Origin of the sequence: Brenneria populi (assembly GCF_036016195.1) — a bacterium.
GTDB classification, from domain to species: Bacteria; Pseudomonadota; Gammaproteobacteria; order Enterobacterales; family Enterobacteriaceae; genus Brenneria; species Brenneria populi.
In genome coordinates, this window is record NZ_JAYWTM010000014.1 from 23,209 (window position 1) to 49,228 (window position 26,020).

The 26,020-nt window shown below is 58.5% G+C and carries 22 protein-coding genes; 18 read left to right on the plus strand and 4 right to left on the minus strand.

Annotated elements, in window-relative coordinates; genetic code table 11:
* Positions 1 to 31 precede the first annotated feature (31 nt).
* Positions 32 to 2,587, plus strand: a complete 2,556-nt coding sequence (locus VSX58_RS14240) for a class I adenylate cyclase (RefSeq protein ID WP_327618675.1) — start codon at positions 32 to 34, stop codon at positions 2,585 to 2,587.
* 111 nt (positions 2,588 to 2,698) lie between these two features.
* Positions 2,699 to 3,904, plus strand: a complete 1,206-nt coding sequence (locus VSX58_RS14245; RefSeq protein WP_327618676.1) for an MFS transporter — start codon at positions 2,699 to 2,701, stop codon at positions 3,902 to 3,904.
* On the opposite strand, the gene cyaY is transcribed toward VSX58_RS14245, so the two are convergent.
* Complete coding sequence (cyaY, locus tag VSX58_RS14250; RefSeq protein WP_327618677.1) at positions 3,901 to 4,221, minus strand: iron donor protein CyaY; 321 nt, start codon at positions 4,219 to 4,221, stop codon at positions 3,901 to 3,903. The two genes, VSX58_RS14245 and cyaY, sit on opposite strands and share 4 nt — an antisense overlap.
* A 77-nt stretch (positions 4,222 to 4,298) precedes the next feature.
* On the opposite strand from cyaY, the gene lptM reads away from it, so the two are divergent.
* The 9 genes from lptM to VSX58_RS14295 all read left to right on the plus strand — a co-directional run bounded on the left by lptM (position 4,299) and on the right by VSX58_RS14295 (position 13,448).
* On the plus strand, positions 4,299 to 4,466 hold the full coding sequence (gene lptM, locus VSX58_RS14255) for an LPS translocon maturation chaperone LptM (RefSeq protein ID WP_327613857.1): 168 nt from the start codon (positions 4,299 to 4,301) through the stop codon (positions 4,464 to 4,466).
* A gap of 90 nt (positions 4,467 to 4,556) precedes the next feature.
* Positions 4,557 to 5,381, plus strand: a complete 825-nt coding sequence (gene dapF / locus VSX58_RS14260) for a diaminopimelate epimerase (RefSeq protein ID WP_327613856.1) — start codon at positions 4,557 to 4,559, stop codon at positions 5,379 to 5,381.
* Positions 5,378 to 6,085 (plus strand): DUF484 domain-containing protein, encoded by a 708-nt coding sequence (locus VSX58_RS14265; protein WP_327618678.1) that lies wholly within the window; start codon positions 5,378 to 5,380, stop codon positions 6,083 to 6,085. Before dapF ends, VSX58_RS14265 begins: the two co-directional genes overlap by 4 nt.
* Positions 6,082 to 7,005 (plus strand): tyrosine recombinase XerC, encoded by a 924-nt coding sequence (gene xerC, locus VSX58_RS14270; protein ID WP_327618679.1) that lies wholly within the window; start codon positions 6,082 to 6,084, stop codon positions 7,003 to 7,005. Before VSX58_RS14265 ends, xerC begins: the two co-directional genes overlap by 4 nt.
* Positions 7,005 to 7,721 carry a 5-amino-6-(5-phospho-D-ribitylamino)uracil phosphatase YigB gene (gene yigB, locus VSX58_RS14275; RefSeq protein WP_327618680.1) on the plus strand — a complete coding sequence of 239 codons (717 nt, stop codon included), beginning with the start codon at positions 7,005 to 7,007 and terminating at the stop codon, positions 7,719 to 7,721. The genes xerC and yigB overlap by 1 nt, the downstream gene beginning before the upstream one ends.
* Before the next feature lie 80 nt (positions 7,722 to 7,801).
* Entirely contained in the window at positions 7,802 to 9,964 is a 2,163-nt protein-coding gene (uvrD, locus tag VSX58_RS14280) for a DNA helicase II (protein WP_327618681.1), read from the plus strand.
* A 212-nt stretch (positions 9,965 to 10,176) separates the two neighbouring features.
* Positions 10,177 to 10,920: a cyclase family protein gene (locus VSX58_RS14285; RefSeq protein ID WP_327618682.1), complete on the plus strand. Its 744-nt coding sequence runs from the start codon at positions 10,177 to 10,179 to the stop codon at positions 10,918 to 10,920.
* Between the two features lie 396 nt (positions 10,921 to 11,316).
* Positions 11,317 to 12,267 (plus strand): magnesium/cobalt transporter CorA, encoded by a 951-nt coding sequence (gene corA / locus VSX58_RS14290; protein WP_327618683.1) that lies wholly within the window; start codon positions 11,317 to 11,319, stop codon positions 12,265 to 12,267.
* Positions 12,268 to 12,389: 122 nt separating this feature from the next.
* Entirely contained in the window at positions 12,390 to 13,448 is a 1,059-nt protein-coding gene (locus VSX58_RS14295) for an AbrB family transcriptional regulator (protein ID WP_327618684.1), read from the plus strand.
* Here VSX58_RS14295 and rarD read toward each other — a convergent pair.
* A complete protein-coding gene (gene rarD, locus VSX58_RS14300) occupies positions 13,435 to 14,343 on the minus strand; it encodes an EamA family transporter RarD (protein ID WP_327618685.1) in 909 nt (302 codons plus the stop codon). The two genes, VSX58_RS14295 and rarD, sit on opposite strands and share 14 nt — an antisense overlap.
* 346 nt (positions 14,344 to 14,689) lie before the next feature.
* On the opposite strand from rarD, the gene pldA reads away from it, so the two are divergent.
* Positions 14,690 to 15,556 carry a phospholipase A gene (gene pldA / locus VSX58_RS14305; RefSeq protein WP_407654875.1) on the plus strand — a complete coding sequence of 289 codons (867 nt, stop codon included), beginning with the start codon at positions 14,690 to 14,692 and terminating at the stop codon, positions 15,554 to 15,556.
* 121 nt (positions 15,557 to 15,677) lie between these two features.
* The gene (gene recQ, locus VSX58_RS14310; protein WP_327618770.1) at positions 15,678 to 17,504 is read left to right on the plus strand and encodes an ATP-dependent DNA helicase RecQ; all 1,827 of its coding nucleotides are present in this window, start codon (positions 15,678 to 15,680) and stop codon (positions 17,502 to 17,504) included.
* 9 nt (positions 17,505 to 17,513) lie between these two features.
* Here recQ and rhtB read toward each other — a convergent pair whose 3' ends face one another.
* The gene (rhtB, locus tag VSX58_RS14315; protein WP_327613846.1) at positions 17,514 to 18,134 is read right to left on the minus strand and encodes a homoserine/homoserine lactone efflux protein; all 621 of its coding nucleotides are present in this window, start codon (positions 18,132 to 18,134) and stop codon (positions 17,514 to 17,516) included.
* Positions 18,135 to 18,245: 111 nt separating this feature from the next.
* Between rhtB and pldB the strand changes: the two genes are divergently transcribed.
* Both pldB and yigL read left to right on the plus strand, forming a co-directional pair.
* Positions 18,246 to 19,238 carry a lysophospholipase L2 gene (pldB, locus tag VSX58_RS14320; RefSeq protein ID WP_327618686.1) on the plus strand — a complete coding sequence of 331 codons (993 nt, stop codon included), beginning with the start codon at positions 18,246 to 18,248 and terminating at the stop codon, positions 19,236 to 19,238.
* Between the two features lie 49 nt (positions 19,239 to 19,287).
* Complete coding sequence (gene yigL / locus VSX58_RS14325) at positions 19,288 to 20,088, plus strand: sugar/pyridoxal phosphate phosphatase YigL (protein WP_327618687.1); 801 nt, start codon at positions 19,288 to 19,290, stop codon at positions 20,086 to 20,088.
* A gap of 127 nt (positions 20,089 to 20,215) precedes the next feature.
* Here the strand turns inward: yigL and glpT are convergent, their stop codons facing one another.
* Positions 20,216 to 21,565: a glycerol-3-phosphate transporter gene (gene glpT, locus VSX58_RS14330; RefSeq protein WP_327618688.1), complete on the minus strand. Its 1,350-nt coding sequence runs from the start codon at positions 21,563 to 21,565 to the stop codon at positions 20,216 to 20,218.
* Between the two features lie 310 nt (positions 21,566 to 21,875).
* On the opposite strand from glpT, the gene glpA reads away from it, so the two are divergent.
* Genes glpA through glpC form a run of 3 tightly spaced genes read left to right on the plus strand, consistent with a single transcriptional unit; the run spans position 21,876 to position 26,003 of the window.
* Positions 21,876 to 23,561 carry an anaerobic glycerol-3-phosphate dehydrogenase subunit A gene (glpA, locus tag VSX58_RS14335; RefSeq protein ID WP_407654876.1) on the plus strand — a complete coding sequence of 562 codons (1,686 nt, stop codon included), beginning with the start codon at positions 21,876 to 21,878 and terminating at the stop codon, positions 23,559 to 23,561.
* Complete coding sequence (gene glpB, locus VSX58_RS14340) at positions 23,551 to 24,804, plus strand: glycerol-3-phosphate dehydrogenase subunit GlpB (protein WP_327618690.1); 1,254 nt, start codon at positions 23,551 to 23,553, stop codon at positions 24,802 to 24,804. The genes glpA and glpB overlap by 11 nt, the downstream gene beginning before the upstream one ends.
* Positions 24,801 to 26,003, plus strand: a complete 1,203-nt coding sequence (gene glpC, locus VSX58_RS14345) for an anaerobic glycerol-3-phosphate dehydrogenase subunit GlpC (protein ID WP_327618691.1) — start codon at positions 24,801 to 24,803, stop codon at positions 26,001 to 26,003. Before glpB ends, glpC begins: the two co-directional genes overlap by 4 nt.
* The last annotated feature ends 17 nt before the right edge of the window (positions 26,004 to 26,020 follow it).

Below are 26,020 nucleotides of genomic sequence, written 5' to 3' on the forward strand. Positions count from 1 at the left end.
TCTAAGCACTGGGATAATCAGGCGAAACGTCTTGTACTTCTATATCGAGACTTTGAAGCAAAGACTGGATGCGATCAACCAACTGCGCGTTGATCGGGCTCTGGCAGCAATGAAACCCGCTTTTCAGCAGGTCTACAGTCTTGTGCCGATTTTATTACATTGCCATCACCCATTAATGCCCGGCTATGTCGAGGGTAAGGTTCCTCACGGCATTTGTTTCCACACTCCCGATGAAAAGCAGCAGCGCTACCTGGATAAAATCGAACTGAGATGGGGACCGTTCGCCGATTCCGCAGATGAAGGCGAGCTGCCGATTACCGGCGTCTATTCCATGGGCAGCACGTCGTCCATCGGACAGAGCTGCAGTTCCGATCTGGATATCTGGGTTTGCCATCAATCCTGGCTGGATAACGAAGAGCGCCAGCGGCTACAGAAGAAATGCACCCTGCTGGAAGAGTGGGCCGCCGCGCAGGGCATGGACGTCAGCTTTTTCCTGATGGATGAGAACCGTTTCCGTCATAATGAGAGCGGCAGTCTGGGCGGCGAGGATTGCGGCTCCACCCAGCACATTCTTCTACTGGATGAGTTCTACCGTACGGCCGTGCGCATGGCGGGCAAGCGTATTCTGTGGAATATGGTGCCGGTGGAAGAAGAAGCGCATTACGATGAATACGTTTTGTCGCTGTATGCGCAAGGCGCTCTGGCGCCGAACGAGTGGCTGGATCTCGGCGGGCTGAGCACGCTGTCCGCGGAGGAGTATTTCGGCGCCAGCCTGTGGCAGCTCTATAAAAGCATCGATTCCCCCTACAAGGCGGTGCTGAAAACGCTGCTGCTGGAAGCCTACTCCTGGGAGTATCCCGATACGCGCCTGCTGTCCATGGATATCAAAAATCGTCTGCATAAAGGCGAGATCGTCTCTTTCGGCCTGGATCCCTATTGCATGATGTTGGAGCGGGTGACGAATTATCTGACGCAGATAAACGATCCGACCCGTCTCGATCTGGTACGCCGATGTTTCTATTTAAAAGTGTGTGAAAAGCTCTCCGGCGAGCACGCCTGCGTCGGCTGGCGGCGCCAGATCCTGCAGCAGCTGGTGCAGGCGTGGGGCTGGAGCGCCGAGCATCTGGCGATGTTGGATAATCGCGCCAACTGGAAGATCGAACGGGTACGCGAAGCGCATAACGAGCTGCTGGATGCGATGATGCAGGCCTATCGCAACCTGATCCGCTTCGCCCGCCGCAATAATCTGAGCGTCAGCGCCAGTCCGCAGGATATCGGCGTCTTGACCCGCAAGCTGTACGCCGCGTTTGAAGCGCTGCCCGGCAAGGTGACGCTGCTCAATCCGCAGATTTCGCCCGATTTGTCGGAACCGAATTTAACCTTTATCTATGTGCCGCTCGGGCGGGCCAACCGCTCCGGCTGGTATCTCTATAACCAGGCGCCGTCGATGGATGCCATTATCAGCCATCAGCCGCTGGAATATAACCGCTATCTGAACAAGCTGGTGGCCTGGGCTTACTTCAACGGCTTGCTGACGCCGAAAACGCGTTTGCACATTAAGGGCAGCGAACTCTGTGATATCACCCGTCTGCAGGCGCTGGTCTCCGATGTATCGAGCCATTTTCCATTGCGCCTGCCCGCGCCGACGCCGAAAGCGCTGTATAGCCCGTGCGAGATCCGCCATTTAGCCATTATCGTCAATCTGGAGCACGATCCCACCGCCGTTTTCCGCAATCAGGTGGTGCATTTTGATTTCCGGCAGATGGATGTGTTCAGCTTCGGGCAACAGCAGCAGTGCCTGGTCGGCAGTATCGACCTGCTGTACCGCAATTCGTGGAATGAAGTGCGCACCCTGCATTTCAGCGGCGAACAGGCGGTGCTGGAAGCGTTGAAAACCATTCTGGGCAAGATGCATCAGGATGCGGCGCTGCCGGAGTCGCTGGAGGTGTTCTGCTACAGCCAGCATTTGCGCGGGCTGATCCGCACCCGCGTGCAGCAGCTGGTCTCCGAGTGCATTGAGCTGCGTTTGACCAGCACGCGTCAGGAGCCGGGCCGGTTTAAAGCGGTGAAGGTGTCCGGGCAGACCTGGGGACTGTTCTTTGAGCGGCTGAGCGTCTCGGTGCAAAAGCTGGAAAACGCCGTCGAATTCTATGGCGCGATCTCCAACAATAAACTGCAAGGGCTGCCGGTGCATATTGAATCCAGCCACGCGCATCTCCCCCCGGTGATCGACGGCGTCGCCAGCGAAGGCATCATTCAGTTCTTTTTCGAAGATTTGAATGAAAATCAAGGCTTTAATATTTACATCCTGGATGAGTCCAACCGGGTTGAGGTGTATCATCACTGCGAAGGCAGCAAAGAGGAGCTGGTGCGCGACGTAAGCCGTTTCTATTCGTCTTCTCACGATCGCTTCACCTACGGATCCAGCTTTATCAACTTCAATCTGCCGCAGTTTTATCAGATTGTGCAACTGGACGGCCGCGCCCAGGTGATTCCGTTTCGCAGCAGCGTGCTTTCCCATCTTTGCATCACCCCGACGATTGACGACGCCGCCAAAGGCATGCAGCAGCGGCTGCAAATACTTTAATCCGCGTGAAACGCTGAATGCCTCGTCCCGGGCAGGAAATCTCAATGTTTTAAATCCAGGGCATGACCTTAACGCCTTATTTTTTCGACGCCTTCAGAAAGGGATTGACTATTGAACACGCAGCAACGCAGCAACCTGATATTACTGGCGCTGGGGCAGGGGCTGACCGGCAGCATCATCTCTCTGATGACGTTATCTTCCACCATGGTCGGCATTCTGATGGCGCCGATTGCGCTGCTGGCTACGCTGCCGATTACCGCCACCGTTTGCGGCGCCACGCTGATGAGCTATTCTGTCTCTTCGCTGATGGCGCGATACGGCAGAAAAAAAACCTTTATCATCGGTACGATAATGGGCGCCGCCGGCGCGCTGCTGGCGGCGCTGGCCATTACGCTGGGGCATTTCCCCCTGTTTGTGTTTGCAACCTTTGTGCTGGGCATGTCCTGCGCCTTTAACCAATATTACCGTTTCGCCGCGGCCGAAGTTTTCAGCGATAACCGCCAGAAGAACAGCGCCATCTCCTGGGTGATCAGCGGCGGGATCCTAGGGGGATTTCTCGGTCCTTTCGCGGCCAGTCAGTCGGCCGATCTCTGGTCTGCGTTTCCATTTCTCGGCAGTTTTCTGGCGGCGGCGCTGATCTGTATCGTCACGGCGCTGCTGCTGCTGGGATTGAAGCTGCCGGACGCCGTCGCGGCGGCCGGCGGCGAAACAGGGGACGACGCGCCGCTGCCGTCCATTTTGCGCAGCCGGGCGTTTATTCTCGGTACGGCCAGCTGCAGCGCCGGTTTCGTCGTGATGACGCTGCTGATGAACTCCGCCCCCTTGGCGATGCATCAGCACCATTTCTCCGTCAGCCATAGCGCCACGGTGCTGCAATGGCACTTTGTCGCCATGTATGCGCCTGCGTTACTGCTGGCCTTTCTGGCCAAAAGATTAAGCGCCAACGCCGTGGTGGCGACGGGGATTATCTGTAACCTCGCCGGCATCCTGGTGGCGATGAGCGGTTTGACTTTCTGGCATTTTCTCTCTTCGCTGACCCTGTTCGGCGTCGGCTGGGCCTTTATGTTCAACGGCGGCACCTTTATGTTGAACGCATTTTCTCATTCAGCGCATAAGGCCAGGCTGCAGGGCATTAACTCCCTGGTTATCAGTGTGCCGAACGCGCTGGCGTCGCTTTCGGCGGGCAGCATGATGGCATTCGCCAGCGGCTGGCCGCTGGTGAATATGCTGAGCGTGGCGATTTTACTGGCGATGATGGCGCTGCTGATATGGGTCAGGGGTCAGAGGCGGATAGCGCCGCGCCGCAGGCCGGGTTAGCTGAAGCGCACCGCTTCCCCGGCCTGCGTGGTGCAGGCTGCGGACAGCAGCGACGCGAAATCCTCTCCGCTGCGATCGCACACCCAGCGGTTATCCTGATAGTTGAAATGATAACCGCCGCTTTTGGTCGCCAGCCAGATCTGGTGCAGCGGCTCCTGGCGGTTAATAACGATTTTACTCTCGTTTTCAAAGGTCAGCGTCATCACGCCGCCGTTGGTTTCGTAATCGATATCGCCGTCGCCGTCGAATTGGTCCAGCGTCTCTTCCAGCCGCAGCATCAGTTCGTCGGCCAATTGATGAAACTCGCTATCGTTCATTTTCAATTCCTATTGATTTTCATGATCCACCTGCGATTATAGAGAGCATGCATGCATGAATTACAGGTCTTAATGTTATGAAAAAGATATTGCGCCGGTTTTTTCTGGCGTTATCGCTGTTGACGCTGTTCGGCTGCGGCCTCAAAGGTCCGCTCTATTTCCCTTCCGAGGGTAAATCGGCCGCGCCCGCCGCTCAGCAGCAGAATGCGGATCGCACGCAGCAAGAGTCGTCCGCGCGGCCGTAACCGGCGGCGGTGTCCGATAGATATTATTATGTTTATAACAGGTCACGATAGCGTTTTACCGCGTCCGGTTAAGCCAGCGGAGTCAGGATAATGCAGTTCGCTAAAATGCACGGGTTGGGCAACGATTTCATGGTCGTCGACGCCGTCACGCAGAATGTTTACTTTTCACCCGAACTGATCCGCCGTTTGTCGGATCGGCACTGTGGCGTGGGATTTGATCAGCTTCTGGTCGTTGAGCCGCCGTACGATCCCGAGTTGGATTTTCATTACCGTATTTTCAACGCCGACGGCAGCGAAGTGGCGCAGTGCGGAAACGGCGCGCGCTGTTTCGCCCGTTTCGTTCGCCTGAAAGGGCTGACCAGCAAGCGCGATATTGCGGTCAGCACCCAGACGGGCAGAATGATCCTCAGCGTCACGGATGACGATCTGGTGCGGGTGAATATGGGGGAGCCCAATTTCGATCCGCAGCAGATCCCTTTCCGCGCCGTCAAAGCGGAAAAAACCTATATTATGCGCGTGGAAGAGCACACCGTACTGTGCGGCGCAGTCTCCATGGGCAACCCCCACTGCGTACTGCAGGTGGAGGATGTGGCGACCGCCAATGTCGAGGTGCTGGGGCCGTTGCTGGAAAGCCACGAACGTTTTCCTGAACGCGCCAATATAGGTTTTATGCAAGTCATCGACCGCAATAACGTCAATCTGCGGGTTTATGAACGCGGCGCCGGCGAGACCCTGGCCTGCGGCAGCGGAGCCTGCGCCGCGGTTGCCGTCGGCATTCAACAGGATCTGCTCGCGTCGCCGGTGAAGGTATCGCTGCCGGGCGGCGACCTGGAGATCCGCTGGGACGGGCCCGGACACCCGTTATTTATGACCGGGCCCGCAACGCATGTTTACGATGGGTTTATTCATTTATGAAGAATGTCGAGGAACAGGCGGAGAGCCAGATCGCACTCAATGACGAGATGGTTGTGCAGTTCCTGCAGCAGAATCCCGATTTTTTTATCCGCAATGCCCGGCAGATCGAGCAGATGCGCATACCGCACCCCGTTAGGGGGACGGTATCGCTGGTGGAGTGGCAACTGGCGCGCCAGCGCCACCATATCACCCAGCTTGAGGAGGAAATTACGCTGCTGATGGAGCAGGCGGGCGTGAACGAATCGCTGTTTAATCGCCTGCTGGGCCTGCAAACCGAGCTGGCGGCGGCGGACAGCCTGACGGATATGCTCGAACGGCTGCAGCGCTGGGCGCGCGGGCTCGGGCTGTCAGGCGCCGCGGTCCGCCTGTTCAGCGATAAATGGCGCATCGGCGCGCCGTCTGATTTCACCCATTTGTCGCTGAATCGGTCGGCGTTTGAGCCGTTGCGTATTCAGCGCCTCGGTCAGGCCAATCACTATCTGGGCGCGCTGAACGGCCCGGAGCTGCTGCTGCTGTTGCCGCAGGCCAAACAGGTCGGGTCGGTGGCGCTTTCCATGCTCGGCGAGCGTCACGATCTGGGGCTGCTTATCTTTACCAGCCGCGATAGCCACCACTATCAGGATGGCATGGGAACCGTACTGTTGCAGCAGATGGCGACGATGATTCTCCCCGCCATGCTGGCGCGCTGGATTGAACGGGTATGAGTCAATCCGCGCCCTGCGCATCCGCCGCGCTCCAGCAGCCGGTTGACGACTTCCTGCGTTATCTGAAGGTCGAGCGCCAAATGAGCCCGTTGACGCAAACCGGCTATGCCCGTCAGTTGGCGGCCGTTATCGCTATTGTTTCGTCAGCCGGCGTGAGTAACTGGCCCAGCCTGGACGCGGCCGGCGTACGCGCCGTGGTGTCGCGCAGTAAACGCGACGGGCTGCATGCCTCCAGCCTGGCGCTGCGTTTGTCTGCGTTACGCAGCTTCCTCGATTGGATGGTCGCGCGCGGCGAGCTGGGCGCCAATCCCGCTAAAGGCGTGTCGACGCCGCGGGTCGGCCGCCATCTGCCGAAAAATATGGATGTGGATGAGGTGAACCGCCTGCTGGATATCGAACTCGACGATCCGCTGGCGGTGCGCGACCGCGCCATGCTGGAGGTGATGTACGGCGCGGGCCTGCGTTTGGCCGAACTGGTCGGCATGGATTGCCGGCATGTCGATCTGGATAGCGGCGAGGTCTGGGTGGTGGGAAAGGGCAGCAAAGAGCGCAGGCTGCCGATGGGGAAAACGGCGGTAGCCTGGCTGCAGCGCTGGCTGGCGCTGCGCGAGCTATTCGGGCCGCAGGATGACGCCGTTTTCATTTCCCATCAGGGGCGGCGTATTTCCATGCGCAACGTACAAAAACGCTTTGCCGAGTGGGGCGTCAGGCAGGGCGTCAACAGCCATGTGCATCCGCATAAGCTGCGTCACTCATTCGCCACCCATATGCTGGAGTCCAGCGGCGATTTACGCGCGGTGCAGGAACTGCTCGGCCATGCCAACCTTTCCACGACGCAGATCTATACCCATCTGGACTTTCAACATTTGGCGTCCGTCTACGATGCCGCACACCCACGCGCCAAACGGGGAAAACATTGATGCACTTTTACCGGCCGTTAGGCCCGATTCGCGCCGTCACTTTCGATTTGGACGATACGCTGTACGATAATTCCGAGGTGATACGGCGCACCAAACAGGAGTCGATCCATTTTTTGCAGCGCTATCATCCCGCGCTGAAAGATTTTCAGGAGACCGACCTGCAGCGCCTGCGCGACGAACTGCGGGCGCGGGAGCCTGAAATCTATCACGACGTGACGGAGTGGCGGCGACGCGCGGTCGAACTGGCGATGATTAACGCCGGTCTGAATGCCGGCGAGGCGGTGCGGGGATCGATGGCGGCGATGGAAAACGTCGCCTACTGGCGCAATCAGATTACCATACCGGAAGAGACGCATCGCACGCTGTCGGCGCTGGCCGAGCGCGCGCCGCTGGCGGCGATCACCAATGGCAATGCCGATCCGCATCGGTTCGGCCTGGAGCGCTACTTCGCCTTCGTGCTGCGCGCCGGTCCGGACGGCCGCTCGAAGCCGTTTGCCGATCTCTACCATCTGGCGGCGGAAAAGCTCAATCTGCCGCTTAGCCAGATACTGCATGTGGGCGACGACCTGACGACCGATGTCGCCGGCGCCGTGCGCTGCGGCATGCAGGCTTGCTGGATTAACCTGCGGGAAGGCTGCCTGATGCACAGCGACGACGCCCGCTTGCTGCCGCATATCGAAATTTCCCGATTGGCATCGCTGACGGCGTTGTTATAATCACCACTCTGCACGCTGTATAAATTCTCAGTGGGACGCGCCCGGCGAGGGCGCGTTTCCCGTCAACGGATACCGTATCTATGGACGTTTCTGCTCTACTCGATGGCCTCAACGACAAACAACGCGAGGCGGTAGCCGCGCCGCGCGGCAATTTACTCGTGCTGGCGGGGGCGGGCAGCGGTAAGACGCGGGTGCTGGTGCATCGTATCGCCTGGCTGCTGTCCGTCGAAGGCTGCTCGCCCTATTCCATTATGGCGGTGACGTTCACCAACAAAGCCGCGGCGGAAATGCGCCACCGTATCGAACGCCTGATCGGCACCAGCCAGGGCGGCATGTGGATCGGCACCTTCCATGGATTGGCGCATCGCCTGTTGCGCGCGCATCATCTGGACGCCGGCCTGCCGCAGGATTTTCAGATTCTGGACGGCGAAGATCAGCTGCGTCTGCTCAAGCGCCTGATTCGGGCGCTGAATCTGGATGAGAAGCAGTGGCCGCCGCGCCAGGCCATGTGGTACATCAACGGCAAGAAAGACGAGGGGCTGCGTCCTCAGCATATCGAAAGCTACGGTAACCCGATAGAACAAACCTGGCAGCGGGTTTACCAGGCCTATCAGGAGGCCTGCGATCGGGCCGGGCTGGTGGATTTCGCCGAACTGCTGCTGCGCGCGCATGAGTTGTGGCTGAACAAACCCCTTATTCTGAACCACTACCGCGAGCGCTTTACCAACATTCTGGTGGATGAGTTTCAAGACACCAACCACATTCAATACGCCTGGGTCCGCATGCTGGCGGGGGATAGCGCCAGCGTGACGATCGTCGGGGACGACGACCAGTCGATTTACGGCTGGCGCGGCGCGCAGGTGGAAAACATCCAGCTCTTTCTCCGCGATTTCGCCAGCGCGCAGACTATCCGTCTGGAGCAAAATTACCGTTCGACCAGCAATATCCTAAATGCGGCCAACGCCCTGATCGCGCATAACGGCGGGCGTCTGGGCAAAAATCTGTGGACGGACGGCGCGGAGGGCGAACCCATTTCGCTCTACTGCGCGTTTAACGAACTGGATGAAGCGCGCTTTGTGGTCAACCGGATTAAAGTCTGGCAGGAGAACGGTGGAGCGCTGAGCGACAACGCCATTTTGTACCGCAGCAACGCCCAGTCGCGCGTGCTGGAAGAGGCGCTGCTTCAGCAGAGCATGCCGTACCGCATCTACGGCGGAATGCGCTTCTTCGAGCGGCAGGAGATCAAGGACGCGCTGGCTTACCTGCGTTTGATCGCCAACCGGAATGACGATGCGGCGTTTGAACGCGTGGTGAATACGCCGACGCGCGGCGTCGGCGACAGAACGCTGGACGTGGTGCGGCAAACCGCCCGCGATCGGCAGCTCACGCTCTGGCAGTCCGCGCGCGCGCTGCTGCAGGATAAGGCGCTGGCGGGCCGGGCGGCCTCGGCGCTGCAGCGTTTCGTCGAATTGATCGATGCGCTGGCGGATGAAACCGCCGAGCTGCCGCTGCATGTACAAACCGATCGGGCAATCAAAAATTCCGGTCTGTGGAGTATGTACGAACAGGAGAAAGGCGAGAAAGGGCAGGCGCGGGTGGAAAACCTGGAGGAGCTGGTTACCGCCACGCGGCAGTTTAGCTATCAGGAAGAAGATCAGGATTTGATGCCGCTGCAGGCGTTTTTATCCCACGCGGCGCTGGAAGCCGGGGAAGGGCAGGCGGACGCCTATCAGGATGCGGTGCAGTTAATGACGCTGCACTCGGCAAAGGGGCTGGAATTCCCGCAGGTGTTTATCGTCGGAATGGAAGAGGGCATGTTCCCCAGCCAGATGTCGCTCGACGAGGGCGGGCGTCTGGAGGAGGAGCGCCGGCTGGCCTATGTCGGCGTGACGCGCGCGATGCGCAAGCTGACGCTGACCTACGCCGAGTCGCGCCGTTTATACGGCAAAGAGGCCTATCATCGCCCTTCCCGTTTCGTCGGCGAGCTGCCGGCGGAGTGCGTGGAGGAGGTGCGGCTGCGGGCCAGCGTATCGCGTCCGGTCAACCATCAGCGTCTCGGCACGCCGGTCAGCGAGAACGACAGCGGATATCGTCTGGGACAGCGGGTGCGGCATGCTAAGTTTGGCGAGGGCACCATCGTCAATCTGGAAGGCAGCGGCGACCATTGCCGGATTCAGGTGGCGTTTCAGGGTCAAGGGATAAAATGGCTGGTGGCCGCTTATGCCCGGCTGGAAGCGGTCTGATGTTAGATCACGCGGCAAACCTCCGGCGAGCGCTCTGTTCGCTCTCGACGCCGGGCCGGAATAGAAAAAGCAGAAAGGGAGTAACGGCTAATGCCGATCGTTTAAGCATCGAGATACACGGGGCGACCACAGGGGTGAGGCGTCCCTACGGGAACCTCCCCCTGTGTTTCCCCTAAAAACCGGCTTAAGTGACTAAAATTCGGAGTAACGTCATGACATTAAAGCAGATTATGGATGCATTGCGGGAAAAGAAATGGGTGGATTTAACGCACTCGATCGCGGGAGAGATTCCGGTTTTCAGCGCGTTTGACGGCGTGAAACGTAAAACGTTGTTCAACGTTGAACAGCATGGATTTTTCGCGGAAGAAGTCACCTTTACCACGCCGACCGGAACGCATATTGATTCACCGGGACATTTTGTCGCGGGCAAGCGCTATCTGGATCGCATCGACAATAAGGAGCTGTTGCTGCCGCTGTTGGTGATCCATAAGCAGGATGCGGTGGAACGCGATCCGGATTACCGCCTGACGCGGGATGACGTTTTACAGTTCGAAGCGCAGTGGGGAACGATCCCCGCCGGCAGTTTCGTCGCCTTCGCCAGCGGCTGGAGTAAACGGTGGCCGGACGGCAAGGCGTTTGACAACAAGGATGAACAGGGAAACAGCCACACGCCGGGTTGGTCGATGGACGCGTTAAAATTCCTGTTTGAACAGCGCGGCATCAGCGCCGTAGGACACGAAACGCTGGATACCGACGCCGCCGTGGATTTCCGCCGCAACAACGCGCTGCTCGGGGAGTATTACGTTTTGGATCAGAATGCCTATCAGGTTGAAGTGCTGAATAATCTTGAACAGGTTCCGGCCACCGGCGCATATATTCACGTCATGTATCCCAACTTCGCCGGTACGGCGAGTTTCCCGGTGCGCGCCATCGCCTATCTGCCGGAAGAGGCCTGACCGCAAGGCGCCTGACGTTATGGAGCGCGGCGGGGAGCACGCCGATCGATTCGGAAAATTTATCCAAACCTTACAGAGTGTTTCCGCCGCGGTTTTGAAGTTGACAGCCTTTTTCATCTCGGCGTAACATGCGCGCATCATTATTTCTGGAGGACTTACGCCTTGGACGCTCCCAGTCGATGCTGGCTCAATAACCTGACCATTAGGTACAACTTCTAAGGCTATCTTCCCGTTGCTGATAGCCTTAGTGGTTGTCAGCGATCTCTTCATCATGTCGCTGTGAGTCGGATCCGTCGAACGGATTGAAACTTGCCGGTGACGTCTTCACCCTGGTTTCTGCGCTTTCAATCGCGTTGTCCATTCTTCTCCATTATTTGAAAAAGGAAGCGATGGCCTATGCTGAGCGCATTCAAACTGGATAACTGCCGTTTATCTCGTCTTGAGCTGGAAGATTCCGTCGATCTCACCTCATCCGTCTGGGTCGATTTAATCGAGCCGGAAGTCGATGAGCGTGAGAAAGTGCAAAATGAACTGGGCCAAAGTTTGGCGACCCGGCCCGAGCTGGAGGATATTGAGGCGTCCGCGCGTTTCTTTGAGGATGAGGACGGGCTGCATATTCACTCCTTCTTCTTTTTCGAGGATGCGGAAGATCACGCCGGCAACGCCACCGTGGCGTTTACTATCCGCGACGGCCGCCTGTATACGCTACGCGAGCGCGAACTGCCGGCGTTTCGTCTCTACCGGATGCGCGCGCGCAACCAAACGCTGGTGGATGGCAATGCCTATGAACTGCTGCTGGATTTATTTGAAACTAAAATCGAACAGCTGGCGGACGAAATTGAAAATATCTACAGCGACCTGGAGTCGCTGAGCCGCGTCATCATGGAAGGCCGTCAGGGCGAAGAGTACGATGAAGCGCTCTCCACCCTGGCGGAGTTGGAGGATATCGGCTGGAAGGTGCGCCTGTGTTTGATGGATAGCCAGCGGGCGCTGAATTTTCTGGTGCGCAAGGCGCGTCTGCCTTCCGGCCAGTTGGAGCAGGCGCGCGAGATCCTGCGCGATATCGAGTCGCTGCTGCCGCATAACGAATCCCTGTTTCAGAAGGTCAACTTCCTGATGCAGGCGGCGATGGGCTTTATCAATATCGAACAGAGCCGCATTATCAAGATCTTCTCGGTGGTTTCCGTGGTGTTCCTGCCGCCGACGCTGGTGGCTTCCAGCTATGGGATGAACTTCGAATTTATGCCCGAGCTGAAGTGGTCGTTCGGCTATCCGGGGGCCATTATTCTGATGATCCTGGCGGGTCTGGCGCCTTATCTTTATTTCAAGCGTAAAAACTGGCTCTGAAATACGTCGCGCTTCCCGCAGGGGAGCGCTCTCCCCGTTGAGCGATTAATTTCCAGGTTAATTATTTGCACAATCTGTTTAGAATGACGGCAGTCGTCATATAACTGAAACAGGTTGTGCGCATGCGCAAGATATCACCCTGGATGCAATGGGGAATTCTGCTATCGGTTTCGCTGCTGCTGGGGGTTTGGCTACAGTTCTATCACGTTCCGGCCGCGCTGCTGCTTGGCCCCATGCTGGTCGGCGTGGTTATGGGACTGAACGGCGCGACCATTCGTCTTCCCCGCATCTTTTTCGCCGGCAGCAATGCGGTGTTGGGGTGCCTGGTGGCGCAAAGTTTCTCCCTCTCCATCCTGAGTCCTTTACTGAATAACTGGCTGCTGGTGCTGTTTATCTTGCTGGCTCCCCTGATCGCCAGCGGCGTGTCCGGCTGGCTGCTGGTTAAGTTCAGCGAACTGCCCGGTCCGACGGGAACCTGGGGAGCCTCTCCCGGCGGCGCGGCGGCGATGGTGGCGATGTCGGGAGAGTTCGGCGCCGATGTCCGGCTGGTGGCGTTTATGCAGTATTTGCGCGTGCTGATGGTGACGGCGGCGGCGGCGTTCGTCGCGCGCATCGGCCTGGGAAGCGAGGCGGCGGAAAACAGCGCCATGCTGGCATGGTTTCCGGCGCTGGACTGGCGTTTTCCCGCCACCCTGGGCGTCGCATTTTGCTGCGCGTGGTTGGGAAGACGCCTGCGTATTCCCTCCGGCGCGATGCTGGGGCCGCTGATCGTCGGTTCGGCGCTGCACTCAAGCGGCACGCTGACGTTGCAGACCCCGGAATGGCTGCTGGCGCTGGCGTATGCGATTATCGGCTGGAGCGTCGGCCTATCCTTTACCCGGCCGATTTTTCTGCTGGCTCTCCGCACCCTGCCGCAGATGATGGCGTCGATTATCGGACTGATGCTGTTATGCGGCGCGATGGCGCTGATGGTGGCCCGGGTTCTGCCGGTCGATCTGTTGACGGCTTATCTGGCGACCAGCCCCGGCGGGCTGGACTCCATTGCCGTTATTGCCGCCGGCAGCAACGTCGACATCGCGTTTGTGATCGCGATGCAGACGCTGAGGCTGTTCGCGACGCTGATTGTAAGCCCCATCATGTCGCGTTTTATCTCCCGGCGTATCGGCGCTAGCGCGCCGTGATGGCGGCATGCCGCCGTTTACGCTGGTGATAAAATGCATCCAGAATGAACAACGCCAGCGCTCCCCAGATAAAAGCGAAGGTAATCAGCTTATCTTCGCCGAAGGTTTCGCCATAGAAGAGCACGGCCAGCAGGAACATAATGGTAGGGCCGAGGTACTGGAAGAAACCGAGCGTAGACAGGCGTAAGCGCATGGCCGCGGCGGTGAAAAACAGCAGCGGTACGGTGGTGATGATGCCGGCGGAGATAAGAAGCAGGTTTAACGACCAGGGATTTCCCGTTAAATGGCTGCTTGGCGTATCGGCGATAAAGAACAGATAAACGCTTGCGACCGGCAGCAGCCACAGCGTTTCAATCAGCATGCCGATCTGGCCGTCGATGCCGATTTTCTTTCTTAGCAGGCCATATATGGCGAAACTGAATGCCAGCCCCAGCCCGATGATGGGCAGCGAGCCGAAGGTCCAGAGCTGGACCAGCACGCCGGAGACGGCCAGCAGCACGGCCAGCCACTGGAGCCGGCGGAAGCGTTCGCCTAAAAACAGCATGCCGAGCATGACGTTCACCAGCGGGTTAATAAAGTAGCCCAGGCTGGCTTCCAGCATATGATGGTTATTGACCGCCCAGATATAGAGCAGCCAGTTGCCCCCGATAAGGACGCTGGTAACGGCGAGCAGCAGCAGGCGCCTAACGTTTTTGCAGGCGGCGCGAACCTGGCGCCATTTTCGGCTAATGCTCAGCAGGATCAGCATGAAGAAAAATGACCAGATGATTCGGTGGGTCAATATTTCGTCGGCGGGAATATGTTCAAGAAGCTTAAAGTAAACGGGCGCAATACCCCAGATGAAGTACGCACCCAGAGCGAAAAAAATCCCCTTGCGGGTTTGTTGCGCATCCATTGGTGGCTCGATAGAAAAAACGGTACGGAAAAAAGAAGAGTCTATCCAAAATAGGGGCCATTTTCACCCTTATCATTAGCCGACCATGAAATGCCGGAAACCGCAGATGCGGTTAAACGCGCCGGCGTTTTTTTTAGCCATTAAATTTGTTTCACGCCAGAAAAAACCGAGAAACCGCGGAACTCTGATTCAAATAGCGATGAACTGTGTAAAATGGCCCCTTCGAGTTTCATGCGGGCCGATTAAACACTCTGCGCCACGCACAGGCGACTTGAAGTATGGCGGGGATAAGCATGACGGAAATTCGTGGCCGGTAATTATCACGATCGCTCAGGAGAGGAAGTGAATGCGTAAAATAGTAGGCGTGTCGGTTATGCTGCTGGCGATGTCCGCTCAGGCGGAAGAAGCAAAAATAGAGCCGGTGCATGACAAACCCGCGGTGCGCGGCAGCATCATCGCCAGTCTGTTACAAAAGCATGATAGCCCGTTTATTCTCTATCCGTATGAGAGCAACTATTTACTGTATACCTACACCAGTAATATTAATAAGACCGCGATACAGAGCTACAACTGGGGCGACGACGCCCGCAAAGATGAAGTGAATTTCCAGCTTAGCCTTGGTTTTCCTCTGTGGCGGGGTATTCTGGGGGAGAATTCGCTGCTGGGCGCGTCCTATACCCAGCGCTCCTGGTGGCAGTTGTCCAATAAAAGCCAATCGTCGCCGTTTCGCGAAACCGACTATGAGCCGCAGGTTTTTCTCGGCTGGGCCACGGATTACTCGCTGGCCGGCTGGACGCTGCGGGATGTTGAAGTCGGCTTCAATCACCAATCCAACGGGCGTTCCGAACCGACGTCGCGCAGTTGGAACCGCGCCTATGCCCGCCTGATGGCGCAAAACGGCAACTGGCAGGTGGATGTGAAACCCTGGATCCGTTTCTCCGACAGCCAGGACGATAACCCGGATATCACCAAATACATGGGGCACTACCGTCTGCGCGTCGGCTATGTCTGGGGCGATAGCGTCATCAGCGCCGAAGGGCGTTACAATTGGAACACGGGGTACGGCGGCGGCGAACTCGGCTGGAGCTATCCGCTGACGGATCATGTGCGTTTCTACAGCAAAGTCTTCAGCGGCTATGGCGAATCGCTGATTGACTACAATCACCGCCAGACCCGCTTCGGGGTAGGCGTGACGTTAAACGATATGTTCTGATTAGCGTCTTCGCACGCCGGTACGGCGGCCAGGCGCAGCGGGAATATTCAGGCAAACATTGCAGTTTCATCGGACGACGCTGAAAATAGCGTCTGTTTACGTTCATCAGATTGGGGAAGGCGTGTCTACGGCGGAAGTATTAAATAAGGAAGCGCTGGCGGTGCAAATCCTGCGGGAGACGTTCGGCTATCAGCAATTCCGGCCGGGTCAGCAGGAAATTATCAATGCGACCCTCGGCGGGCGGGACTGTCTGGTGGTGATGCCGACCGGCGGCGGGAAATCACTGTGCTATCAAATTCCCGCGCTGGCGCTGGATGGCCTGACGCTGGTGGTGTCGCCGCTTATTTCGCTGATGAAAGATCAGGTCGATCAGCTACAGGCTTATGGCGTAGCGGCGGCCTGCCTCAATTCAACCCAAACCCGCGAACAGCAGTTCGAGGTGATGGCCGGCTGTCGCGCCGGACGGATCAAGCTGCTGTATATCGCGCCGGAGCGCCTGACCACCGACAGTTTCCTTGACCACCTGCTGCACTGGAACCCCTCGCTGATTGCCGTGGATGAAGCGCACTGTATTTCTCAGTGGGGCCACGATTTCCGTCCCGAGTACCGGGCGCTGGGGCAGGTGAAACGGCACTTTCCCGATCTGCCGGTTATTGCGCTGACCGCCACCGCCGATGAAACCACGCGGCGGGATATCCTGCGCCTGCTGGATCTCCAGTCTCCGCTGATACAGGTCAGCAGTTTTGACCGGCCGAACATCCGCTATACGCTGGTGGAAAAATTCAAACCGCTCGATCAGCTGTGGATGTTCGTGCAGGGGCAGCGCGGAAAAAGCGGCATTATTTACTGCAATAGCCGGGCCAAGGTGGAGGATATCAGCGCCCGTCTGCAAAGCCGCGGGCTGAGCGTGGCGGCATACCATGCCGGATTGGATAACGAGCGCCGGGCGCAGGTGCAGGAGGCTTTTCAGCGCGATGACCTGCAGGTGGTGGTGGCGACCGTCGCATTCGGCATGGGCATCAATAAGCCTAACGTGCGTTTTGTGGTGCACTTTGATATTCCGCGCAATATTGAATCCTACTATCAGGAAACCGGGCGCGCCGGACGCGATGGGCTGGCGGCGGAAGCCGCGCTGTTTTACGACCCGGCCGATATGGCATGGCTGCGGCGCTGTCTGGAAGAGAAGCCGGCCGGACAGCAGTTGGATATCGAACGCCACAAGCTGAATGCGATGGGCGCCTTCGCCGAAGCGCAAACCTGCCGCCGCCTGGTGCTGCTCAACTATTTCGGCGAGGGGCGCCAGCAGCCGTGCGGCAACTGCGATATCTGTCTCGATCCGCCCAAACGTTACGACGGGCTGGTGGAGGCGCAGAAGGCGCTCTCCTGCGTGTACCGGGTCGGACAGCGTTTCGGCATGGGGTATATCGTCGAAGTGCTGCGCGGGGCGAATAACCAGCGTATTCGCGAATTCGGCCATGACAAGCTGCCGGTGTACGGCATCGGCCGCGATAAGTCCCACGAACACTGGATCAGCGTGCTGCGCCAGCTGATTCACCTGGGGCTGCTGAGTCAGAATATCGCGCTGCACTCCGCGCTGCAGCTCACGGAGTCGGCCCGTCCGGTGCTGCGCGGCGAAGTGCCGTTACAGCTTGCCGTTCCCCGGGTGATTAATCTGAAGCCGCGAACCGCGCAAAAAACCTACGCGGGGAACTACGATCGCAAGCTGTTCGCCAAATTGCGCAAGCTGCGTAAATCCATCGCCGATGAGAACAATGTTCCGCCCTACGTGGTATTCAGCGACGCGACCCTGCTGGAGATGGCCGAACTGCTGCCGGTTAACGCCGCGGAGCTGCTGCATATCAACGGCGTCGGGCAGCGCAAGCTTGAGCGCTTTGGTGCGCCCTTTATGAGCATGATCCGCGATCATGTCGATAATAATGACGAATGAGAGGGCGAGTTACGCTTTTTTCGCGCTCGCCAACAGTACGCCGACCAATATAAACAGCGAGCCAAAAGTCCGATTGAGTATCCGCATCTGCCGCGCGCCTTTCAGCCAGCCGGAAATCCGCTTGGCCAGCGTGGCGTAGCCGATCATCACAAAAATATCGACGATGACGGTGGTCGCCCCGAGAACCAGATACTGTGCGGCCTGCGGCTGATGGGGGATGATGAATTGCGGAAACAGCGCCGCCAGAAACACAATGCTTTTCGGGTTAGTCAGGTTAACCAGAATGGCGCGCTTCAGAAGCTTACGGCGCGGCATGGCGCTGGCCAGCGCATTCATGTCCAATGCGCCTGCCGAGCGCCACTGCTGGATCCCCAGCCAAATCAGGTATGCCGCCCCCAGCCATTTCAACAGGTCGAAAAATAGCAGGGACTGCGACAGCAGGGCGCCAAGCCCGATCCCCACCAGTATGATGTGTGCGATCAGGCCGATTTGTAAACCGGTAATAGAGGCGATGGCGCCGCGATAGCCGTGGCTGATGCCGGTGCTCATGGTATTGATCGCGCCTGAGCCGGGCGAAAGACTGAGAATCAGTGTCGTTAACAAGTAGGTTAACCACCAGTCGAAGGTCACTTTCCGCTGCTCCCCACAATATTTTATGACACAATACGCCGATACCTATATTTGCGCTATAGCTCACAAAGCCTTTCCGCAAGCTTCGCTGGCCTGCCCCGGAGATGTGTGATGATTCCGTATTCCGATAGCCTGTTAACGCGAGAGGCGCAGTTTTCCGCCTTTGCTAACGGAAAATTACTGGATTTTTGGCGTCGGCGCGAAGAAGGGGAGATGATCGGCGTCGACAATATACCGATCCGTTTCGCGCGCTTCACCTCTTCCCGCCACGATAAACTGGTCGTCGTGTTTCCCGGCCGTATTGAAAGTTACGTAAAATATAGCGAAGTGGCTTACGATCTCTTCCATAATGGCTACGACGTGCTGATGATGGACCATCGTGGGCAGGGGCGTTCCGGACGGCTGCTTGAAGATAGGCATCGCGGGCATGTGTTGCGCTTTAGGGACTATGCGGACGACGTCGAACTGCTGTGGCTGCAGCAAATCCGCGCCTGGAACTATACCCGGCGATTCGCGCTGGCGCATTCTATGGGCGGCGCCATTCTGGCTCAGTTCCTGGCCCGCCGGCCGGAAGCGTTTGATGCCGCGGCGCTGTGCGCGCCGATGTGCGGTATTCATCTGCCCATGCCGCGCTGGCTGGCCTGGCGGATTGTCGACTGGGCGGAGCGCCACCCCTCGGTGCGCGACTATTATGCGATCGGCACCGGTCAATGGCGGGCGCTGCCTTATAGAGTCAATGTATTAACCCACAGCCGGGAACGTTACCGGCGCAGCGTCAGGGCCTATGCCGACGCGCCGGAGCTGCGCGTCGGCGGGCCGACGTATCATTGGGTGCGCGAAGCCATCATCGTGGGAAGACAGCTGCTGACGCTGGCCGCCGATATCACGACGCCGATACTGCTGCTACAGGCGGAAGAGGACTGTGTGGTGGATAACCGCAGTCAGGATGCGTTTTGTCAGGCTCTGGCGCAGAGCGGCCACCCATGCGCGGGCGGGGCGCCCCGGATAATCAAGGGCGCCCGGCATGAAATTCTGTTTGAAAAAGATAGGATTCGCGCCGAGGCATTCGGGCTGATTTTGTCTCATTTCGCCCATTATCATTAAATTCCGCGGCAGGCGCCGCCGTACTCACCAGAGGTTAGAATTCACCGTTATGTACCATGTTGTCGCTTCCGATTTAGATGGCACGTTATTGTCAACCGACCATTCCTTATCCCCCTATGCGAAAGAAACCCTGAAGCTATTGACTGAAAAAGGCATTCATTTTGTGTTCGCCACGGGCAGGCACTATATGGATGTGGGGCAGATCCGCGACGGCCTCGGCATCAGCGCATTTATGATCACCTCCAACGGCGCCCGGGTTCACAATACGCAGGGCGAGCTGATTTTCAGCCATAATCTGGATCCGGACATCGCCCGCGATCTCTACGGCGTGGCGCACCACAACCCGGATATGCTGACGCACGTGTATCGCGACGATGATTGGTTTATGAATCGCCAGCGCCCGGAAGAAGAGCGTTTCTTTAAAGATTCGGTGTTTAAGTACAAATTGTTCGAACCCGCGCTGCTGGAAACGGACGGCGTCAGTAAAATCTTTTTTACCTGCGATTCGCATGAGCAGTTGCTGTCGCTGGAAACGGCGATTAATGCGCGCTGGGGCGATCGCGTCAACGTGAGCTTTTCGACGCTCACCTGCCTGGAAGTGATGGCCGGCGGGGTATCCAAAGGGCATGCGCTGGAGCAGGTGGCGAAAATTCTCGGTTACACTCTGCAAGAGTGCATCGCTTTCGGCGATGGCATGAACGACTACGAAATGCTGTCGATGGCGGGCAAGGGCTGCATTATGCAAAACGCCCACCGGCGTTTAAAGGATCTGCTGCCCGAACTGGAAACGATCGGCTCCAACGCGCAAAGCGCGGTGCCGAACTACCTGCGGCGTCTGTTTTTGGCGTAATTTGACGATGCGCTCCGCGCGGGGGGGCGGCGAAACAGCTCGCGCGGAGCGCCGAAAGCGCGCTTTTAGGCGCGGTTATCCCCGATTTCGCGGGGATAACCTGGGGCCAGGCCTGTACGCGCGCCGGCTACGCCTGCTTGGTCAACGCCTGTTTATGTTTCGTTTCGCTGAGCATCACCATGATGAGCAGCACCACGGCCAGAGCGCTGCCGCCGATCATCACCATAAAGCCGCCGTCCCAGCCGAAGAAGTCGACGGTATAACCCACGATGGCGCTGGCGGCGACCGATCCGCCGAGATAGCCGAACAAACCGGTGAATCCGGCCGCCGTACCCGCCGCTTTTTTCGGCGCCAATTCCAGAGCATGCAGGCCGATCAACATAACCGGGCCGTAGATCAAGAAACCGATGATGATCATGCACGCCATATCCACGTGGGGGTTGCCGGCCGGATTTAACCAGTAAACGATCGTGGCGATGGTGACCAGGACCATAAAGAACACGCCCGTCGCGCCGCGATTGCCTCTAAAGACTTTGTCCGACATCCAGCCGCATATCAGCGTGCCGGGGATGCCGGCATACTCATAGAGGAAATAGGCCCAGGAGGATTTGTCCAGCGCGAAGTGTTTCACCTCTTTTAAATACGTGGGCGACCAGTCGAGAATGCCGTAGCGCAGCAGGTAAACGAACACGTTGGCGATAGCGATGTACCACAGCAGTTTGTTGGGGAAAACGTATTGCATGAAGATCTGTTTCGCCGTCAGTTCTTCTTCCGCTTTTTCATTATAATCAACCGGATAATCGTTCTTATACTCTTCAATCGACGGCAGTCCGCAGGACTGCGGGGTGTCGCGCATCAGGGCGAAGGCGATCAGCGCAACCAGAATCGCGGCAAACGCCGGCATATACAGGGCGGCTTTCCAGTCGTTGAACCAGGCCATTCCGAGCAGGAACAGCAGAGGCGGAATACCGCCGCCGACGTTATGGGCGCAGTTCCAGACGGAAACGATGCCGCCGCGCTCTTTCTTTGACCACCAGTGAACCATAGTGCGTCCGCACGGCGGCCAGCCCATGCCCTGAAACCAGCCGCACAGGAACAGCAGGACGAACATAACGGCGATGCTGGACGTTGCCCAGGGAACGAATCCCATAAAGAGCATCACGGCGGCGGCCAGTATTAAACCCGCAGGCAGGAAGACGCGCGGATTGGAGCGGTCGGATACCGAACCCATGATGAATTTGGAAAACCCGTAGGCAATCGAGATGCCGGAGAGCGCAAAGCCAAGATCGCCGCGGGAAAAGCCTTGTTCGATCAGATAGGGCATCGCCAGCGCAAAATTCTTGCGCACCAGATAGTAAGCGGCATAGCCAAAGAAGATCCCCATGAAAATTTGCCAACGCAGGCGCCGGTATAAAGGATCGACCCGATCTTTCGCAATGCGGGGCTGATGCGCCGCGGGTTTAAAAATGCTCAACATAGCTGTCTCCAATACGCCCGAAAACGATAATTTTATGTTCTATAACGAGCATAATGGTATCCGGCATCGCGCTTTTCATCTGTGAGGCATCGCTCAAATGTTACATTTTTATGACTATGTGATATTTATGTGATTAAGTTGGCAAAATTTATCGCGCTCACGGCCCTTATTTAGTGAATTGAATCACATTTATAGGGTTTAATTGTCTCTTGTGCTCGTTTTGTTTTCGTTTTTGCTCTTTATCAAACATTAACCCTGCATTTTGTGTCTCAATAACAAGGTATAACCAGCCGCGTGAAGCGAGGACATGATGCGAAAGAGTGGGTCATACCGGGAAACCGACGTCGTGGTGATTGGCGGCGGCGCGACGGGAGCCGGAACATTGCGGGATTGCGCGCTGCGCGGGTTACGCTGCCTGTTGCTTGAACGCTACGATATCGCCACCGGGGCCACCGGGCGTAATCATGGACTGCTGCATAGCGGATCGCGGTATGCGGTGACCGATGGCGAATCCGCGCGCGAATGTATTGAAGAAAACCAGATTTTGCGGCGTATCGCCCGCCACTGCGTCGAACCCACCGACGGCCTGTTTATCACCCTGCCGGAGGACGATCTCGACTATCAGGCCCCGTTTATCGCCGCCTGCCGGCGGGCGGGGATCGATGCACGGGCCATCGATCCGCAAGAGGCCCTGCGGCTCGAGCCGGCGGCCAACCCCGCGCTGATCGGCGCGGTCCGGGTGCCTGACGGTACGGTGGATCCGTTCCGCCTGACCGCGGCCAATATGATCGATGCGCAAGAACACGGCGCCGAGGTGTTGACCTACCATGAGGTGATAGGCCTGATCCGCCAGGGCGATCGCATTACCGGCGTACGCGTTTTCGACCATAAAAGCGCGGTAGAAAGCGAAATCTATGCGCGGGTGGTGGTGAACGCCGCCGGGATTTGGGGTCAGCATATCGCCGAGTACGCCGATCTGCGCGTGCGGATGTTTCCGGCGAAGGGGGCGCTGCTGATTTTGGGGCACCGCATTAACAACATGGTGATCAACCGCTGCCGTAAGCCGGCCGATGCCGATATTCTGGTGCCGGGCGACACCATTTCGCTGATCGGCACCACCTCCACCCATATCGATTACGATCGGATCGACAATATGACGGTCACTTCCGCGGAGGTGGAGACGCTGATGCGCGAAGGCGCCAAGCTGGCCCCGCAGCTCGCGGCCACGCGCATGCTGCGCGCCTATGCCGGCGTTCGTCCGCTGGTGGCCAGCGACAGCGACCCGAGCGGGCGCAGCGTCAGCCGGGGCATTGTGCTGCTCGACCATGCCGGCCGCGATGGGCTGGAGGGTTTCATTACCATCACCGGCGGCAAATTGATGACCTACCGGCTGATGGCCGAATGGGTGACGGATAAAATCTGCGAAAAATTGGCGCACCAGGCGGTTTGCACCACCGCGCAGCGGCCGCTGCCGGGCTCGGAGCCCGCCGGGGAACGCCCGGCCTCCAATGCGTCCGCTTGTTCAGGGCATGCGGGCAAACAACGCGCCCCGTCATCGCCGCTATCCGCGCCGCTGCGCGGATCGGCCGTTTATCGTCATGGCGAACGCGCCGCTCGTCTGCTGTCCGGCGAACGTCTGGACGGCAGCCTGGTATGCGAATGCGAGGCGGTCACCACCGGCGAAGTGCGTTACGCGGTGGCGTCGCTCCAGGTGAATAATCTGATCGATCTGCGCCGGCGAACCCGCGTCGGGATGGGAACCTGCCAGGGCGAGCTGTGCGCCTGCCGGGCCGCCGGACTGCTGTGCCGGTTTGGGCAGACGACGCCGCTCGAATCCATCGCCCAACTGAGCCAGTTTCTGAATGAACGCTGGAAGGGCATTCGCCCGGTCGCCTGGGGAAACACCTTGCGAGAAAGCGAGTTTACCAGCTGGGTTTATCAGGGATTATGCGGTTTGTCCGCCGACGACGGCGAGGAGGAACGCCATGCGCTATGACGTGGTCATTATCGGCGGCGGGCTGGCGGGGTTAACCTGCGGCATCCGCCTATCCGAGCGGGGAAAACGCTGCGCCATCATCAGCGCCGGGCAGAGCGCGCTGCATTTCTCTTCCGGCGCGCTGGATTTGCTGGCTTGTCTGCCGGACGGGCAGCCGGTCGATCACCCTATCGAGGCGCTGGCCGAACTGGCTCGTCAGGCGCCGCGCCACCCCTATTCGCTGATGGGGCGCGCCAGCGTCGTTGCGCTCCTGCCGCAGGCTGAGGCGCTGCTGGCGCGCAGCTCGCTGGCCATGCTGGGCGATTACCGGCAAAACCACCTACGCATGACGCCGTTGGGCAAGTTTCGTCCCTGCTGGCTGAGCCCGTCTGATAGCGTCGCCCGCGGCTTGCCCAGCATCGGTGATTGGGAACGGCCGCTGGTCGCCGGCATTGAGGGATTTCTCGATTTTCAGCCCCGGATTGTTGCCGGGGCGCTTCAGCGTCAGGGGATCGCCGCCCGCAGCGGCGATTTGAAGCTGCCGCTGCTCGATCGGCTGCGCGGCAATCCCAGCGAATTCCGGGCGGTGAATATTTCCCGCGTCCTTGATAGCGCGGAAAACCTGGCGGCGCTGGCGGAAGAACTGACGCGATTAGCCAGCGGCAACGATGGGGTGATTATGCCCGCTTGTCTGGGGCTGGACGCGCCTTCCGCGCTGAGCGAATTGGTGGGAAAACCGGTGCGCCTGCTGCCGACGTTGCCACCCTCCGTTCCGGGACTGCGGCTGCATCAGGCGTTGCTGCGCCGCTTTCGCCAGTCGGGGGGAGTCGTCATGCCCGGCGATCGGGTGGAGCGGGCCAGTCTGGAGGAGCCGGAGGCGGCGCTCTATACCCGCAACCATCAGGATATTCCGCTGCGCGCCAAACGGGTTGTGCTGGCCAGCGGCAGTTTCTTTAGCAACGGTCTTTCCGCGCGGTTCGACAGGGTTATTGAACCGGTTTTTGGGCTGGATGTGCGTTTTGAGGCGCAGCGGGAAGCCTGGAGCCGGCAGGATGTGTTCGCCGCGCAGCCTTATATGCAGTTCGGCGTCATCACCGACGAACATCTGCACCCGCGCATCGGCGGTAAAACGGCGGGCAGCCTGTATGCCGTCGGCGCCGTGCTGGAAGGGTTCGATCCTATTACGCAAGGGTGCGGCGCGGGCGTCTCGATGCTGAGCGCGTTGTATGCGGCCGACCTGATCCTGAAGGAGGATCAATCATGAGTTTGCCGGCCGATAACAGTTTCGAAAATTGTATCAAATGTACGGTGTGCACCACCTATTGTCCGGTGTCGCGGGTTAATCCCCTCTATCCGGGGCCGAAACAGGCCGGGCCGGACGGCGAGCGCCTGCGCCGCAAGGATCCCACGTTGTATGATGAGGCTCTGAAGTACTGCACCAACTGCAAGCGCTGCGAAGTGGCCTGTCCGTCGGACGTCAAAATCGGCGATATCATTCAGCGCGCGAAGACCAGCTACGGTACGCACCGGCCCTCGCTGCGCGACGCCATTCTGAGCCATACCGATCTGATGGGCGCGGTTTCCACGCCCTTTGCTCCGCTGGTGAATACCGCCACCGCGCTAAAGCCGGTGCGCCAGCTGTTGGATAAGGCCCTAAAGATCGACCATCGCCGCCAACTGCCGAAGTACTCTTTCGGCACCTTCCGCCGCTGGTATCGTCAGCAGGCGGAAACACAGCGGCGCTACCCCGAGCAGATCGCCTACTTTCATGGCTGCTACGTTAACTACAATCATCCTCAGTTGGGCAAGGACCTGATCCGGGTTTTCAACGCGCTGAATGTGGGCGTGCAGCTGTTAACCAAAGAGAAGTGCTGCGGCGTGCCGCTGATCGCCAATGGCTTTCACGATCGGGCGCGAAAGCAGGCGCGGGTGAACATCGCCTCGCTGGACGAAGCCATCAACGGCAAGGCGATTCCGGTAGTGGCGACATCGTCCAGCTGCGCTTTCACGCTGCGCGATGAGTATCCGCACCTATTGGGCGTTGATACCGCCTCTATCCGCGACGGCGTTGAGCTGGCGACCCGCCGGCTCTATCGCCTGTTGGAAGAGCAAAAGCGCCGGCTGCCGCTACGTCCGCTGTCGCTGCGAGTGGCCTATCACACGCCCTGTCATCTGGAAAAAATGGGCTGGACCGCCTACACGCTGGCGCTGTTGCAGCGTATTCCCGGTATCGAGCTTATGGTGCTGGACTCCCAGTGCTGCGGCATCGCCGGAACCTACGGCTTTAAAAAAGAGAACTATGCCACCGCGCAGGGTATCGGCGCGTCGCTGTTTCGCCAGATCGAGGAGAGCGGCGCCGACCTGGTGATCACCGATTGCGAAACCTGCAAATGGCAAATCGAAATGTCCACCGGCAAACCCTGCGAACACCCGATAACCCTGCTGGCGCGGGCGCTGATCTAGCTGTGGAGGCGGTCCGA

Excerpts from the sequence above, each read along its gene's own strand:
- glpB (WP_327618690.1), top strand. The coding sequence starts at position 23,551 with ATGCGCTATGACGTGGTCATTATCGGCGGCGGGCTGGCGGGGTTAACC.
- dapF (WP_327613856.1), top strand. The coding sequence starts at position 4,557 with ATGCAGTTCGCTAAAATGCACGGGTTGGGCAACGATTTCATGGTCGTC.
- VSX58_RS14295 (WP_327618684.1), top strand. The coding sequence starts at position 12,390 with ATGCGCAAGATATCACCCTGGATGCAATGGGGAATTCTGCTATCGGTT.
- cyaY (WP_327618677.1), bottom strand. The coding sequence starts at position 4,221 with ATGAACGATAGCGAGTTTCATCAATTGGCCGACGAACTGATGCTGCGG.
- VSX58_RS14265 (WP_327618678.1), top strand. The coding sequence starts at position 5,378 with ATGAAGAATGTCGAGGAACAGGCGGAGAGCCAGATCGCACTCAATGAC.
- VSX58_RS14285 (WP_327618682.1), top strand. The coding sequence starts at position 10,177 with ATGACATTAAAGCAGATTATGGATGCATTGCGGGAAAAGAAATGGGTG.
- yigL (WP_327618687.1), top strand. The coding sequence starts at position 19,288 with ATGTACCATGTTGTCGCTTCCGATTTAGATGGCACGTTATTGTCAACC.
- pldB (WP_327618686.1), top strand. The coding sequence starts at position 18,246 with ATGATTCCGTATTCCGATAGCCTGTTAACGCGAGAGGCGCAGTTTTCC.
- uvrD (WP_327618681.1), top strand. The coding sequence starts at position 7,802 with ATGGACGTTTCTGCTCTACTCGATGGCCTCAACGACAAACAACGCGAG.
- glpT (WP_327618688.1), bottom strand. The coding sequence starts at position 21,565 with ATGTTGAGCATTTTTAAACCCGCGGCGCATCAGCCCCGCATTGCGAAA.
- rarD (WP_327618685.1), bottom strand. The coding sequence starts at position 14,343 with ATGGATGCGCAACAAACCCGCAAGGGGATTTTTTTCGCTCTGGGTGCG.
- glpC (WP_327618691.1), top strand. The coding sequence starts at position 24,801 with ATGAGTTTGCCGGCCGATAACAGTTTCGAAAATTGTATCAAATGTACG.
- lptM (WP_327613857.1), top strand. The coding sequence starts at position 4,299 with ATGAAAAAGATATTGCGCCGGTTTTTTCTGGCGTTATCGCTGTTGACG.
- yigB (WP_327618680.1), top strand. The coding sequence starts at position 7,005 with ATGCACTTTTACCGGCCGTTAGGCCCGATTCGCGCCGTCACTTTCGAT.
- corA (WP_327618683.1), top strand. The coding sequence starts at position 11,317 with ATGCTGAGCGCATTCAAACTGGATAACTGCCGTTTATCTCGTCTTGAG.
- pldA (WP_407654875.1), top strand. The coding sequence starts at position 14,690 with ATGCGTAAAATAGTAGGCGTGTCGGTTATGCTGCTGGCGATGTCCGCT.
- glpA (WP_407654876.1), top strand. The coding sequence starts at position 21,876 with ATGCGAAAGAGTGGGTCATACCGGGAAACCGACGTCGTGGTGATTGGC.
- xerC (WP_327618679.1), top strand. The coding sequence starts at position 6,082 with ATGAGTCAATCCGCGCCCTGCGCATCCGCCGCGCTCCAGCAGCCGGTT.